Origin of the sequence: Sorangium sp. So ce887 (assembly GCF_051521455.1) — a bacterium.
Taxonomy (GTDB): domain Bacteria; phylum Myxococcota_A; class Polyangia; order Polyangiales; family Polyangiaceae; genus Sorangium.
On the sequence record NZ_CP150354.1, the window covers coordinates 10,854,475 to 10,868,633 of the forward strand.

The 14,159-nt window shown below is 70.3% G+C and carries 11 protein-coding genes; 6 read left to right on the forward strand and 5 right to left on the reverse strand.

What is annotated here, in order from left to right; translation table 11 throughout:
- Positions 1-70 precede the first annotated feature (70 nt).
- The 4 genes from WMF36_RS40630 to WMF36_RS40645 all read left to right on the forward strand — a co-directional run bounded on the left by WMF36_RS40630 (position 71) and on the right by WMF36_RS40645 (position 5,974).
- A complete protein-coding gene (locus WMF36_RS40630; protein ID WP_437576206.1) occupies positions 71-751 on the forward strand; it encodes a class I SAM-dependent methyltransferase in 681 nt (226 codons plus the stop codon).
- A gap of 82 nt (positions 752-833) precedes the next feature.
- Positions 834-3,080 (forward strand): glycosyltransferase, encoded by a 2,247-nt coding sequence (locus WMF36_RS40635; RefSeq protein ID WP_437576207.1) that lies wholly within the window; start codon positions 834-836, stop codon positions 3,078-3,080.
- A gap of 14 nt (positions 3,081-3,094) precedes the next feature.
- The gene (locus WMF36_RS40640) at positions 3,095-4,504 is read left to right on the forward strand and encodes a DUF362 domain-containing protein (protein ID WP_437576208.1); all 1,410 of its coding nucleotides are present in this window, start codon (positions 3,095-3,097) and stop codon (positions 4,502-4,504) included.
- 237 nt (positions 4,505-4,741) lie between these two features.
- Positions 4,742-5,974: a non-reducing end alpha-L-arabinofuranosidase family hydrolase gene (locus WMF36_RS40645; protein WP_437576209.1), complete on the forward strand. Its 1,233-nt coding sequence runs from the start codon at positions 4,742-4,744 to the stop codon at positions 5,972-5,974.
- 11 nt (positions 5,975-5,985) lie between these two features.
- Here the strand turns inward: WMF36_RS40645 and WMF36_RS40650 are convergent, their stop codons facing one another.
- The 5 genes from WMF36_RS40650 to WMF36_RS40670 form a co-directional block, all read right to left on the reverse strand.
- Positions 5,986-6,720 carry a glutathione S-transferase gene (locus tag WMF36_RS40650; protein ID WP_437576210.1) on the reverse strand — a complete coding sequence of 245 codons (735 nt, stop codon included), beginning with the start codon at positions 6,718-6,720 and terminating at the stop codon, positions 5,986-5,988.
- Between the two features lie 140 nt (positions 6,721-6,860).
- The gene (locus tag WMF36_RS40655) at positions 6,861-9,113 is read right to left on the reverse strand and encodes a bifunctional SulP family inorganic anion transporter/carbonic anhydrase (protein WP_437576211.1); all 2,253 of its coding nucleotides are present in this window, start codon (positions 9,111-9,113) and stop codon (positions 6,861-6,863) included.
- A 252-nt stretch (positions 9,114-9,365) separates the two neighbouring features.
- A complete protein-coding gene (locus WMF36_RS40660) occupies positions 9,366-9,731 on the reverse strand; it encodes a hypothetical protein (protein WP_437576212.1) in 366 nt (121 codons plus the stop codon).
- 141 nt (positions 9,732-9,872) lie between these two features.
- On the reverse strand, positions 9,873-10,613 hold the full coding sequence (locus tag WMF36_RS40665) for a ferritin-like domain-containing protein (RefSeq protein WP_437576213.1): 741 nt from the start codon (positions 10,611-10,613) through the stop codon (positions 9,873-9,875).
- The gene (locus WMF36_RS40670; protein ID WP_437576214.1) at positions 10,606-11,088 is read right to left on the reverse strand and encodes a hypothetical protein; all 483 of its coding nucleotides are present in this window, start codon (positions 11,086-11,088) and stop codon (positions 10,606-10,608) included. Before WMF36_RS40670 ends, WMF36_RS40665 begins: the two co-directional genes overlap by 8 nt.
- A gap of 534 nt (positions 11,089-11,622) precedes the next feature.
- Here WMF36_RS40670 and WMF36_RS40675 point away from each other — a divergent pair.
- On the forward strand, positions 11,623-13,428 hold the full coding sequence (locus WMF36_RS40675) for a serine hydrolase domain-containing protein (RefSeq protein ID WP_437576215.1): 1,806 nt from the start codon (positions 11,623-11,625) through the stop codon (positions 13,426-13,428).
- A 293-nt stretch (positions 13,429-13,721) separates the two neighbouring features.
- Positions 13,722-14,024, forward strand: a complete 303-nt coding sequence (locus WMF36_RS40680) for a pentapeptide repeat-containing protein (RefSeq protein ID WP_437582019.1) — start codon at positions 13,722-13,724, stop codon at positions 14,022-14,024.
- The last annotated feature ends 135 nt before the right edge of the window (positions 14,025-14,159 follow it).

The window sequence follows — 14,159 nt, forward strand, 5'->3', positions numbered from 1 at the left end:
TGTTCCCTGCTCAGGCCGGCCGCGCGCGGCGCGGGTGAGGCTCGGGCGACCCCGTGCTATGAGGGCCGCCATGCCGAACGCCGCCGGCGACATCGATGTGGAGGCGCTGAACGACCGCCTCGCCCGGGAGCACCCGATCGACGACTACTACGAGCGCGCCCCGCTGCCGATCCGGCTCATCGAGCGCGAGCGGCTCGCCATCATCCGCGACATGCTCGGCGACTGCACAGGCCTCGATCTCGCCGAGGTCGGCTCGGGCGGCGGGCACGTGCTGCGGATGTTCCCGCGGTCGCGCATCACGGCGATCGACGTCTCCGACGTCTTCCTCGACACCGCCCGCAAGAACCTCGCTGGCTACGACGCCCGCTTCCTCAAGGGCGAGGTCGAAGCGCTCGACCTGCCCGCCGCGAGCTTCGACCGCATCATCTGCACCGAGGTCCTGGAGCACACGGTCGATCCCGCCGCCGTCCTCGCGGAGATCGCCCGCCTCCTGCGCCCCGGCGGGGTGGCCGCGATCACGGTGCCGAACGACCCGCTCATCGCGCGGCTGAAGGGCATCGTCCGCCGCACGCCCGTCGGCTACCTCCTGCGCGACCGCATCCAGTGGGGCGGCGACGTGTACCACCTGCACAAGTGGACTCCGGACGAGTTCGGCCGCCTCCTCGCGCGCCACTTCCGCGTGACCGAGCGCCGCGCGGCGCCCCACGGCGCGCTGCCGATCCGCGCGTGCTTCCGCTGCGTCCCCCCGTGACGCCCGCCGTGCATCCGGGCTGCCCCGAGCGCCCGTCGCCCTGCTGCGGGCTCCCCTTCCAGGCAAGATAGGCGAACACCCCATGTCCGACACCCGATCTGAGCTTCCTCCGGAGACCCCGATCGAGCTCTCCGTCATCGTGCCCTGTCTGAACGAGGAGCTGAACATCCCCGAGCTCACCGAGCGCGTCCTCGGCGTCTTCCGCGAGGGGGGCCTCACGGGGGAGCTCCTGCTCGTCGACGACGGCTCGACCGACGGCACAGAGGCGACGATCCGCGCGCTCATGGCCGCGCACCCCGGGCTCGTGGTGGGGTGCTTCCACCCGCAGAACCGCGGCATCACCGCGGCGTGGCGCACCGGCGCGGCCTCCGCGCGCGGCAAGCTCGTCGCCATCATCGACGCCGATCTCCAGTACCAGCCCGAGGACCTCCTGCGCCTCCGGCGCGAGCTCTACGAGCACAGCGTCGATGTCGTCCAGGGCTGGAGGAGCGCCGTCGGGCGGCGCATGGACCGCCGCTACCACCTGAGCCGCGGGTTCAACACGCTGCTGAACACCACCTTCGGGATGTCGCTCCACGACAACAAGAGCGGCTTCGTGATGTGCGCGCGCGAGGTGTTCCAGGATCTGCTGACGTACAAGGGCAGCTATTTTTACTGGCAGTCGTTCATCCTGGTCGCCGCCCACGCCAAGGGCTACTCGTACAAGGAGGTCGAGACGCTCTTCGAGCAGCGCCGTCAGGGCGTCTCCTTCCTCGACCAGCAGGCGGCCAGCGCCGTGGTCAAGTCGTTCTACGACCTCGGCAAGGCGGCCTGGGAGTACCGCGTGGACCGGATCCCGGCGGACGTGGCCACGCAGTACCTCCGCCGCCACCCGGTGGTCGACCGCTCGCCGGAGCGCGATCCGCTCACCACGACGAAGTGGCGCGCGTATCTCGGCGCGTTCAACCACACCCACTGGATGATCACGCGCGACGTCGAGCACTACTACGATACGCTCCGCAAGACGCAGTGGCTCACGCCGGCGCAGACCCGCGAGCTCCAGGACGAGAAGCTGCGGCGGCTGCTCCGCCACTGCTACCGCAACGTGCCCTACTACCGCGCCCGCATGCAGGAGCTCAAGCTCCGGCCCGAGGACATCCGCGGCCAGGAGGACCTGCACAAGCTGCCGTTCCTCACCAAGGCCGATATCCGGCGGCACCTCTATTTCGATATCATGTCGGAGAACCACGACAAGTCGCAGGTCCTCAAGATCACGACGAGCGGCTCCACCGGCGAGCCCTTCGTCTGCTACGCCGACCGGGCGCAGCTCGAGTTCCGCTGGGCGGCGACGCTCCGGGCGCAGGAGTGGACGGGCTACCGCTTCGGCGACCCGACGGTGCGGCTGTGGCACCAGACGATCGGGATGACCCGGTGGCAGGCGGCCCGCGAGCGCGCGGACGCCATCCTGTCGAACCGGACGTTCATCCCGATCTTCGAGCTGTCCGACGACAACCTGGGCAAGATGATCGAGCGGATCGCCGGCGTGCAGCCGGTGCTCATGGACGGCTATGCCGAGGCGCTCGATTTCCTGGCGCATTACGTGAAGAGCACCGGCAAGGTCGCGGCCCGGCCGCGCGCGATCATGTCGAGCGCGCAGACGCTGCCGCTGCCGAGCCGCCGGCTCATCGAGGAGGCGTTCGGCTGCAAGGTCTTCGACAAGTACGGCAGCCGCGAGTTCTCGGGCATCGCGTACGAGTGCGACGCGCACGAGGGCCACCACGTGGTGGCCGAGGGGTACCTCGTCGAGATCCTCCGCGACGGGCGCCCCGCGGAGCCCGGGGAGATCGGAGAGGTGGTGATCACCGACCTCAACAACTTCTGCATGCCTTTCGTCCGCTATCGCATCGGCGATCTCGCCGAGGCGATGGACCCGGCCGTGCCGTGCCCGTGCGGCCGCGGGGCGCCGCGCGTGGGCCGCATCGAGGGGCGGGTCCAGTCCATCATCCGCGGGACGGACGGGCGGTATCTCCCCGGCACGTTCTTCGCGCATTACCTGAAGGAGTTCGATTACGCGATCAAGCGCTTCCAGGTGGTGCAGGAGGAGCGCGACGCCATCACGTTCCGCGTCGTCAAGGGCGGGCGGTACTCGCCGCAGGTGCTGGACGAGGTGCTCGCCATGTTCCGCCGTTATCTCGGCGAGCGGATGCGCATCGAGGTCGAGTTCGCGGACGACATCGCGCTCGTCCGCACGGGCAAGCACCTCGCGAGCGTCTCGCGCCTGAACGTCGACTTCCAGCGCGCCGCGCCGGTGGAGATCCTGTCGTCCGGCCAGAGCGGCGCGGGCGGTTGAGCGGGGCGCTCCCGATGGCACCGACGATGAACCGCGTGGTGACCGTATCGAGGCCGGGCCTCGGCTACGCCGATCGCGCGCCGTACGGCCCGCCGGGCCCGGTCTACGAGGCGGTCGAGGCGCTCTTCCGCCGGCTCGGCCTCGACGCGGCGCGCGCCGGCACGCCGGCGTGGAACCCGCTCGGCGACCTGATTGCGCCGGGCGACCGCGTCCTCATCAAGCCGAACCTCGTCTCGTCGAAGAACCTGCACCAGAAGATCACGGGCGAGCGGCTCGCCGCCTCCAGCACGCACGGCTCGCTCCTCCGGCCGGTGCTCGACTATGCGCTCCGCGCCGCCGGTCCGCGCGGGCGGGTGCGCGTTGTCGACTCGCCGGTCGAGGGGTGCGAGATCGAGAAGGTGGCCGGCCCACTCGGCATCTTCGAGGTCATCGATCACCTGAAGGCCCAGGGCCATGACATCGATTTCATCGACCTGCGGTATTTCCGGGTCGCGCCGGTGTTCGCGCTGGACGACGCGCGCCGCCTCGGCCGCTCGTGGAACCTCGGGCTGCTGCTCCGGCGCCGCCTGCCCGGCGACCCCCGGGGCTACCGGGTGGTCGATCTCGGCCGCGACAGCTTCTTCGCCGGCGCGGGCGCCCCGCGCCCCGGCGCGCTGCGGTTCCATCGGAGCCATTACACGACGCCGGTGCCGCACCATACCGAGCAGCGACACGAGTACAGCATTCCCCAGACGCTGCTCGACGCGGATGTCGTCATCAACCTTCCCAAGCTGAAGACGCACAAGAAGACCGGGGTCACGCTCTCGCTGAAGAGCGTGATCGGGTTGACCAACGAGAAGTACTGGCTCCCGCACTTCACCGAGGGCGATCCGTCGGTGGGCGGCGACGAGTTCGATCGGCCGCAGGGCGTGGGCGAGGCGGTGGAGAACAAGCTCAGCCGGTTCCCGCTCCCGGGCGATCACTCGCTCGTCGCGCGCGCGCCGCGGCTCGGGGCGCCGCCGAAGGTCATCGATGGGAGCTGGGAGGGGAACAACACGCTCTGGCGGACCATCCTGGATCTCAACCGCATCCTGTTCTTCGCGGACCGCGGCGGCGCGCTGCGCGGCGAGCCGCAGCGGCGGTATCTGACGATCGTGGACGGCATCGTCGCCGGCGAGGGCGAGGGGCCGCTCGGCGCGACGCCGGTGCGCTCAGGGCTCCTGATCGGCGGGTTCGACCCGAGCGTGGTCGACGGGATCGCGTCGCAGGGGATGGGCTTCGATCCGGCGCGGATACCGCTCGTGCGGGAGTCGCTGGGAGGGGTGCTGCTCCCTGGCAGCCGCCTGGACGAGGTCGAGCACATCGTGGACGGGCCCGCGCCGACGTACCTGTTCAAGCCGCCGCGGAGCTGGCCGTCGCTGCGCACCGCTCGGGATCGAGGATAGCCGCGCGCCGCTTTTCTGATTGACGCCGGCCGTGTGAACGTTCACACTCCGGGTTCCGGGTATTCTTCCGCCTTGCTCTGGACAGGCCGGCCTCTGCACCGGGCCTTCGTCCTCATGCGCGTTCACCTTGACGGTCGGGCTCTCAGGAGCTCGCTGGCCCGATTGGGCATTCCTCTGGAGATTAGCATGATCAATCCCCTCGATTTGCCCCGCCGACCGCTGACTCCGTCCCGTACCATGCTTCGATTCTCGGCCCTCGGTTGTGTGCTCGCCGCGCTCGCCGGTTGCGCCGGCGACACGTCGGACGGGCAGGAGCCCCCTGGGACGGGTGGCGCCGGCGTCACGACGAGCGCAGGCGTCACGTCGGGCGCAGGCGTCACGTCGGGCTCAGGGGGAGCGGGCACAGGCGGGTCGATCCCCGGGACGAGCACGGGAAGCGCGACGGGCACGGGCGGCGACATGACGGCGACCGGGAGCGGGGGCTCTCCGGCGGCCGGTAGTGGTGGTGGCGGAGGCGGCCCGACGGTGAAATGCGACTTGCCCACCACGTACAAGTGGAAGGCGGGGCAGCCGGTGATCGGCCCCAAGCCGCCTGCTGGCCGCACCTTCGCCTCCGTCAAGGACCCGACGGTCGTGTTCTTCGACGACAAGTACCACGTGTTTGCCACCGTATTCGACACCACTTCGGGCAACGGCGGGTGGCAGTCGGTGTACCTGAACTTCACGGACTTCCCTCAGGCGAACGCCGCCGAGCAGCACTACATGGCGGGCTGGCCCACCGGCAGCACGGTCGCCCCCCAGGTCTTCTATTTCCAGCCGCACAACAAGTGGTACCTCATCTACCAGTGGAACGGCCGGTACTCGACCAACGACGACATCAACAACATGAACGGTTGGAGTCGTCCCCAAACGCTGCTCCGAGGCGAGCCAGGCCAGATGGGGAACACCCTCGGCGCGCTGGATTTCTGGGTCATCTGCGACGACGACAACTGCCACCTCTTCTTCTCGCGGGACGACGGGAAGCTCTACCGCTCCAAGGTCAGCATCGACGACTTCCCGAACTTCGATGGCTATGAGGTCGTCATGACGGCTCCCAGCTCGGGGCTCTTGTTCGAAGCCAGCAACGTCTACAAAGTGGACGGATCGAACAAGTACCTGCTCCTGGTGGAGGCGTTCGACAACAGCCCTCGCTTCTTCAGGTCGTGGACCTCCGAGAGCCTCGATGGCCCCTGGGCCCCCTTGGCGGATACAAAGACGAATCCCTTCGCCGGCCCGGCCAACGTGACGTTCGAAGGCGGCGACTGGACCGACGACATCAGCCACGGCGAGCTGGTCCGCTCCGGGCACGACGAGAAAATGACCCTCGATCCGTGCGACCTGCGGTTCCTCTACCAGGGGAGAGATCCGAGCGTTGGTGGGGAATACGGCCGCTTGCCCTACAAGCTCGGGCTGTTGACGCTCGATAAGTAGCCTGGCCGGCGTCAATCAAGATCGAGCTCCGGATAGCGCCGGAAGATGCCGTCTTCGTTGAACGGGATCCGCCGGTCCGAGGCCAGGTAGCCCGCGATCCGCGGGCGCTCGGCCACGCGGTCGTGCAGCGCGACGAGCGTGGGGATCCTGGGCGCGAAGGCGGCCATGGCGCGCGGGAACGCGTAGCGGAGGCCCTCGATGATCTGGAACATCGAGAGATCGACGTAGGACATCGCGCCTCCCACGAGGTGACGGCCGCCGTGGCGGTCGAGGACGCGCTCGAAATAGCCGAGGAACTTGGGCATGCGCTCGGCGAGGAACGCCTCGGTTCGGCGGAGGGCCTCGGGCTTCTGGTCCTCGTAATAGAGATCGACGGAGATGGGGTGATGGGTGTCGTGCACCTCGGCGACCAGATCGGCGATGGTGAGCTGGATCTGATGGGCGCCGAGCCTGCTCGCCTCGTCGTCGGGCGCGAGGCCGAGGCGCGGGCCGAGGTAGAAGAGGATGTTGGCCACCTGCGCGATCACGAGGTCCCCTGCGCGGAGGAACGGCGGCGCGAAGGGCTCGAGCGCGAGGGCGTGGCTCTTCATGAGCTTCTGCATGGCGGCGACGCCGCCGTGCTTCGCCGCGGGCAGACGGGCGACGTCGGCATAGGGGGCGCCGGCGTCCTCGAGCGCGAGGCGCACGAACTCGCCTCGACCCTGAATACCCGGCCAGTAATACAGCTCGTACGTTGGTGCCTTCATGCCGGGTAGCTCGCACCGGCGGGGGCCCTGGTCAATGGGCGCGCCGCCGGGCGGTCGGCCCGGTCCGGCGCGGGCACGCGACCAGAGCTTGCTCGGGGCCAATGCCATGCCGGCGTGAGCCGCTTCAGGCGCCGGAAAATCTAGTGGAACGACTCCCGACGACCCGCCATCACGGCGAACGCCCCCTTGGCCTCGTCCCATTCGAAGAGCTCGGCCTGACCGACGTCATAAAACCAGGCGTGAAGCTCGATTTCACCGCTCGCGAGCCGCTCGCGCACCAGCGGAAACTGCCGGAGATTATCGAGCTGGCGCACGGTCACGGCGCGCGCCGCGTCGTCCAAGTCGGCGTGCCCCGACAGATCGCCCGACGCCGCCGGGACCTCCGCGAGCCAGCGCTTGAGCGTCGGCAGCTCGTCAGGCACCTGCCCGCTCTTCGCGGCCTTGACGGCGCCACACGACGAGTGCCCGCAGATCACGATATTGCGCACGCCCAGCACGCCGACCGCATACTCGACAGCCGCTCCCTCACCCGGCCGCGTCGACTCGCTCGGGGGCGACACCATCGCGCCGAGGGCACGCACGATGAATAGCTCGCCCGGGTGCGTGCCCGTGAGCATCGAAGGCGTGATCCTGCTGTCGACGCACGTCACGAAGAGCGTGTGCGGGTGCTGCCCGTCAGCGAGCTGGTCGAAGAGCGGCGTGTAATGCTCGCGCACCTCGATCCGGAACCGCTCGAGGTTCGCGACCACCTGCGCGCGCATCCCGAACGCGCGCGCTTGCCCGAGGACCGCATCGACATCGCGGTCCGTGACGGCCAGGCGTCCGGCGAGGAGATCCCCGCGATCGGCCGCGAGCAGCTTGTCGCGGCAGGCCGGGGAGGCGCCGAGCACGACGACGCGAACGCCGCGAAGGACCAGGTCGGCCACGAGCGAGAGGAAGCGCTCGCAGCCGGTCAGGTCCATCACGTGCACCCCGCGAATATCGAGGATCACGCCCGCGGTCGGGTCGAGCGTGGCGAGGTGCCGGCGCGTCGTTTCGAGCTCGAGCACCACGAGGAACGTGATGGGGCCGCTGAAGTTGACCTGGTGCGGAGCGCCCGCGCTGCCCTGGTGAACCGCGGCGCGGAAACGAGCGATGCGCCATAAAGCCAGCGCCAGCGTCGCCAGGAGCCCGACCTCGATCCCGCGCAGGAGGCCGCCGAAGAGCATCACGAGCGCGGTCGCCACGAGCACCACCGCCGCGGAGCGCGAGATGCGATAGACGGCGACGAGCGGCCGAAGATCGAGCAGCGGCACGGCGATCGCGATGACGACGCCGGCCAGCGCGGCGAGCGGCACGAGGCGATCGACCACCAGGACGACCGCGGCGAGCGCCGCGCCGAAGAGGGCATGAAAGAGCGCCGCGGCACGGTGAAGGCCGCCCGCGGCGCGCATCACGGACGAGCGCGCGATCGACCCGGCCGCCGGGACGCTGCCGAGCAGCGACAGGAGGATGTTCGCGAGCCCGTAGCCGATCATCTCCTGATCGAAGTCAGGCCGGGCGCCGGGCACGCGCTCCTCTTCGGCGCTCGCCGAGAGCAGCGTCTCCATCGAGGCGAGCGCGAAGAGGACGAGCGCGGCCCGACCGAACTGCGCCATGGCGTGCGCGGGCTCGCTGGGCCACGGACCGAGCGGCAGCGCGAAGGCCATATCGGACAGCGTGGGGAGATCCAGCTTCGTCAGGTGTGTGAGCCCGGCGCACGCCGCGATCGCGAGCAGCGCGACAGGGGCGCGCCGCGCGTAGCGGGCCCCCAGCCACGTGGCCGCGCCCGCGAACACGGCCATCGCGAGCGCCGGAGCGCGCGCGCCGCCGAGGTGCGCGCCGATGTGGTCGAGCACGCGCAGCGGGTCGAGGTCGGTGGGCGTCGCGAGGCCGAGCGCGTCGGGCAGGCTCTGGAGGACGAGCAGCGCGCCGAGGCCCAGCACGAAGCCGTGCACGACGCCCAGGGGCACGAGGCGAGCGAAGCGGCCGACCCCGAGCATGCCGAGGAGGAGCTGCAAGAGGCCGCAAATCGCGCCCGCGAACGCGAGGGTGGCCGGCCCGTAGTCGCGGGCGATGTCGGCGAGCGCGAAGCCCATCGCGAGGCCCGGCCCGGCGAGGCCGAGCCTCGTGCCGCCGAGGAGCGCGACCACGGCGCTGCCGACGACGGCGCAGGTCAGCGCGGCCGCAGGGGGCAGCCCGGCGTGGTGCGCGGCGAGCAGGGCCAGCGCGAACGAGGGGCCGAGGGCCGCGGCGCCCGCGACGGCGTCGCTCCACCGCGTCGCGCGGTGAGACGCCTCGCGCCATAACGGGAGGAGAGCGCGCAGGCCGAGATCCGGCCGCGGCATCAGCAAGGGCTTCTGCCGGTCGCTCATGGCGCGCAGGATGCCTGGAAGGACGTGGCGGGCGGAAGCTCGAAATGCGCTCGCGGGTCGACGTCTCCGATTCGTACCGTCATCGTGGGCATTCGTCCCTGCTCGCCGAAGATCCGCCGCCGAGGCACCCGACGAGACCCATCACTGGACGGATTGACCGAGAGCAGGGTGGGCTGCAATCCCGAGTCACCGCGCCACGAACAAGCGAGAGGACAGCGCAACGCGAGCTCCGCGGCGCCGAGGATGGGACCGTCAGAACAGCAGCCGAACGCCACCGCCGAGCGGGCCGATCTGGAGCTGAGCCTGCGCCTTTGCGCGATCGATGTTGATCTGACCCGTGATCCAGAGCGGTACGCCCGTGGCGGCCATGGCGCCTCCGAGGCTCATGAGCACGGTGGGAAAGACCCACGCGCGAGACGAGCAATCGCAGAGATCGTCGTCGCTCGGCCGGGTGAGGAAGTACAGGCCTGCTCCCGCGGCACCCACGGCCAGCCCACCCACCGTGAGACCGGTGCCGACGTCGCGCCGGGTGGCGTCGATGGGGGCGGCCGGCGCCATCGGCTCGGCCTGCGCGTTGCCCGCGAGCAGCAGGATCAACCCGAACGCGGCGAATCGCATGTCTGCGAGGATCGCTGGTCGCGGCGCGCCCGTCAAGCCGAGCGACGGCGCCGGCCTCCGCTGGTGCCAGAGGCGCCGCCCTCCAGTCCCGCGATCCGAAGAGCGGGCCGCCCAGGGATCCCAAGCGCGCTTGCGCGCCGATCACACGGTGGGTCCAAGGCGGGCCTCATGCTCCGCGAGCCACGCCTCCCCGCGCGCCGTATCCACGCCGAATCGCCGTAGCCCAGGAAGAACCACGAGCCGCATCGTCTCGCTGAAGATTCGCCTGCTCTCGCCGCGTCCAAGCGCGCCGAGGCCCGACAGCGCATCTTGCGCCGGATCCTCGGCCTCCGCCGAAAAGAGCACCTCCGCGGCGACGGTGCCCGCGAGCATCGCCGGGAGATACGCGCCGATCACGTCCCCGACGCCGCGCTCCCGCTCGGCCGCGAGGTGCGCCCAGCCGAGGCGCGCGTGGTCGATCTCGTCACGCAGGATGCGATTCATGTTCTCCCGCACGACGGGATCGGCCGCCCGCGAGACGAGCTCGCCGAGCAGCGCCGCGCTGAGCGTCTCGGTGATACACGACATCGCGACGACCTCGTAAAGGACACGCTCCCGAGCCCCGAGCCCGCGCGGCCCGAGCTCTCGCGCCGGAGGCGCCGGGCCGAGCGCACACGGCTCGCCGCCGAGCTCGCGCACGAGCGCCGCGCATTGCTCTGCATGGCGCCGCTCGTCGGAGGCCGCGTCGCGCGCCATCGCGACGACCGGGCGCACGGCGCCCACGGCCGCGAGCTCGTCCCCGAGCCGCGAGAAGCGCGAGGCGGCCTCGAGCTCGGCGCGCGCCCTCCGCCGCCAGACCCGCGCCGCCGAGGCGCGCACCGCCGCGCGATCCACGTCAGCCACCGCAGCACCCCACTCCGTCGTTCCCGGAGGCGCAGAACCCCGCGCAGCAAGGCTCGTCGTTGTTGCAGCCGTTCATCCAGCAGCACGGGCAGCCGCAAGGATCCCTCGGCTCGCCGGGAAATTCGAGGACGGTGCATTGCGGGCCGCCCCCGCCGCCCCCCGTCCCGCTCGTCGCGCCGCCGCCGCTGCCCGCCGTCGCCCCCGCGCCGCCGCCGCCTTGGGCTCCCGAGCCACCCGCCGCGTCCTCGCCGCCATGGCCGCCGCTGCCCGCCGTCGCCCCCGCGCCGCCGCCGCCCTGGGCTCCCGAGCCGCCCGCCGTGTCCTCGCCGCCATGGCCGCCTGTCCCGCTCACCGCCCCCGGCGCGCCGCCGCCGCCGTCGCCGCCGCTCCCACCGCCGGCCTGCTGCCCACACGCCCCGAGGCCGAGCGACGCCCCACCGAGGACCACCACGTTGAAGAGTCTTTCGAGCTTCATCACACCCTCCAGATCAAGCAAGACACAATGAAGGACCGCCGCGCCGCTGCCCGGCGCTCCCCCGTCGTGACACGCTCAGCATGAAGGCCATTTCGCGTCCTGTGAATCGAAACTTTCGGCATAGTATTGTTCGGCAGAGCCGAACGATGCTCGCTCGACCGAGGTCCCCCGCCCGCGCGAGCCTGCCCGATCTCGGCGCGCCGCTCTTCGATCGCACGACCCGCCGCGTCGCGCTCACGCCCGCCGCCGCTGAAGGACCATGGGGAGCTGAGCTGAGCTGCTGAGCGGGCGCTGTCACGGCGGTGTACCAGCGCGACCGCGCGGTGTCATGGCCGCGTGCCAGCGCGGTGTCATGGCCGCGTGACACCGCGCCCCAGATTGCCCCGATCGCCGGCCTTTCATGGACTGGCCTGCCGGTTGCTCTGACGTCGACGTCGAGTGGTGAGTGGCGAGTGGCGAGTGGCGCGCCGCCGCGCGCCGGCAGACGGCCCCCGCGGCGCGGGCTCTTTATTCATCGGTCACAAGGGAGAAACAATGAACCTCAATCGATGCATCATCGCGTGTCTCGGCGTCATCCCCTCGCTCTCCGGGTGCGCGGAGCCCGGGAACGACAGCGAGCCCACGCAGGCGGCGTCCGCCGAGAGCGTCAGCGAGTCGACCGAGCACCTCGATATCATCGCCGCGCCCTCCCCGCCGCCCCTCCTGAACGCCACGCACGACGACATCTCGTGGAAGCTCGACGAGTACGCCGGCTTCCCGAGCGCGGGCGCGGTCACGCCCGGCATGATCGCCGCCGTGGTGAAGGGCAAGCACATCGTCGCGATCGGCGCGGCCGGCCACGCCAAGCTCCCCGAGAACACCCCGATGACGACGGACATGATCTTCAACATCGGGTCGAACACAAAGAGCATGACCGCGACCCTGCTCTCGATCCTCATCGAGGAGCACCCCTCGCTCGAATGGGACACCACGCTCGCCGAGGCGCTGCCCTGGGCCACCGCGCCGGGCAAGGAGTACATCAAGCCTGCCGCGCGCAAGAACGTCACGCTGCGGCAGCTCGTCGGGCACCGCTCGGGCATCGCCTGCGGGGGCGGCAACGAGCTGTATAACCACCCTGACTACGGCCCCAGCTGGAAGAGCCAGACCCGGCAGACGGTGCTGAAGGAGTTCCTGCGGGGGCCCGTCATCGGGGTCGGCGGCAACGCCACGGGCTTCCTGGCCGATTGCAGCGCGCCCATCGGGGTCTACGACTACGAGAACGGGAACTTCACCATCGCGCAGGCGGTGATCGATCACTGGTCCGGCATGGAGTTCGTCGAGTACGCGAAGCAGAAGCTCATCACCCCGAACGGGATGGGCGCGACCTACCTGCCCTCGCACGCGTTCTTCCTCGCGCAGAGCGGCACCATCACCGGGACGGCGGCCCAGAAGGCGTACTGGAACCCCTATTTCTTCAAGCCTGCGCACGCCTACCTCGCCGCCGGCGATTTCGTCTGGGGCCACAACGCGGTGGGCACGCCGCACTCGGTGCTCCACCCCGACGTCGATCCCTGGGCCATGTCGCCCGGCTCGGGCGGGTTCGCGTTCAACATCTTCGACTGGGCCCGCTACGCCGTCCTGCACATGCGCGACAACTCGCCGGCCATCACGAACACCCACGCGCTCGACTACGCGTCGTACAACTACGGCTGGAGCTCGGGGCCCCGCGTGACGGCGGGCGGGATCTCGTATACCGGCATGTGCCACTCGGGCGCGCTCACGGGCATGCAGTCGAAGATCTGCGTGTACCCCGAGATGGATATCGCCTACCTCTCGTTCGCGAACGGCGGGCCGGACCCCGATGGGGCGAACGAGAGCGTGGTCAGCTGGATGGCGAGCCAGCCGGCGTACCGGCGGACCACGGGCGGGTGCAAGGACGACCCCGCGCTCGTGACGGGAGTGCAGCGCTTCTGGGACGACGAGATGTTCGGCTGCGCCGGCAGCGTGAGCTTCTCGGACCGCGCCGACCTGTGCGCGGCCGGCCATCACGTGTGCAGCGCGGAGGAGTTCGTCGACAAGAACAGCTACGGCTCGACGAACGCCGAGGCGCCGAAGCACCATTACTGGACCGACGATCACCTCGACTACACCGGCACGGGCTCGGGGAATTGCAGCGCTGCGGCCACCGGCACGAGCTGCGGCGCCGACACGCCGATGCGGGTGTGCTCGCCCGACGAGATCGATCCCGAGGGGAACAGCTGTAACTGGGTGCGGTGCGGCTACGACGGCGGCACGACGAGCCGGCACTTCGGCGGCTGCGCCGGCAACACGACGGCAGGCACGCTCTGCTGCAAGAACTGAGGTCGCCTCCGGGCTCGGGGTTCGTGGGGAGCGGGGGCGGCGGCGTCCTGGCCATGAACGGCACCATGGACGAATAGGTTCCGAACGTCTGCAGCGGGCACCGGGTGGTGCGGTCATTTGCCCAGAGAGATTCCACATGAAGGCGGGAAGGCGGGAAGATCCTTCAGGCTTTCTTCCCGCCTTCATGTTCAAATGACTGCACTACCCGGGCCCGGCCTCCCGGTCCCGGCGGTCGCTCAGGTCGCGTCAGGTGATCCGCTCGACGCGTCAGCACCACCGCCGAGAGCGCCTCGATCAGGCACCCCCGCCTCCGCCACTCCCGCCTCCGCCACTCCCGCCTCCGCCACTCCCGCCTCCGCCACTCCCGCCTCCGCCACTCCCGCCTCCGCCACTCCCGCCTCCGCCCCCAGAGCCGCCGGCCCCAGGCAGACTACAACAGAGCTCGTTTTCATTCCGACCGTCGACGCAATCTGGACCCATCCCAAACGGACTCGCATTGGGTGCGCAGTACCAGCCTTCCGGCTGTTCTGGGTGGTCGACCGCGCAAGCGGCGGACAGGTCGGGGTCGCTATAGCAATACTCCGTCGTGCTGGTGATCGAACTGCTGACGGCGTCCCCCGCGCTGACGCTCGAGCTCGTGGCCGATGCGCCGCCCGTTCCGGGCGTGGAGCCGCCGCCGCCATCTCCACAGGCACAAAGAAGAAACCCGAAGAGGGCGATTGTAGCCAAAG

Excerpts from the sequence above, each read along its gene's own strand:
- WMF36_RS40630 (WP_437576206.1), top strand. The coding sequence starts at position 71 with ATGCCGAACGCCGCCGGCGACATCGATGTGGAGGCGCTGAACGACCGC.
- WMF36_RS40650 (WP_437576210.1), bottom strand. The coding sequence starts at position 6,720 with ATGAAGGCACCAACGTACGAGCTGTATTACTGGCCGGGTATTCAGGGT.
- WMF36_RS40635 (WP_437576207.1), top strand. The coding sequence starts at position 834 with ATGTCCGACACCCGATCTGAGCTTCCTCCGGAGACCCCGATCGAGCTC.
- WMF36_RS40660 (WP_437576212.1), bottom strand. The coding sequence starts at position 9,731 with ATGCGATTCGCCGCGTTCGGGTTGATCCTGCTGCTCGCGGGCAACGCG.
- WMF36_RS40640 (WP_437576208.1), top strand. The coding sequence starts at position 3,095 with ATGGCACCGACGATGAACCGCGTGGTGACCGTATCGAGGCCGGGCCTC.
- WMF36_RS40670 (WP_437576214.1), bottom strand. The coding sequence starts at position 11,088 with ATGAAGCTCGAAAGACTCTTCAACGTGGTGGTCCTCGGTGGGGCGTCG.
- WMF36_RS40655 (WP_437576211.1), bottom strand. The coding sequence starts at position 9,113 with ATGAGCGACCGGCAGAAGCCCTTGCTGATGCCGCGGCCGGATCTCGGC.
- WMF36_RS40645 (WP_437576209.1), top strand. The coding sequence starts at position 4,742 with ATGCTTCGATTCTCGGCCCTCGGTTGTGTGCTCGCCGCGCTCGCCGGT.
- WMF36_RS40675 (WP_437576215.1), top strand. The coding sequence starts at position 11,623 with ATGAACCTCAATCGATGCATCATCGCGTGTCTCGGCGTCATCCCCTCG.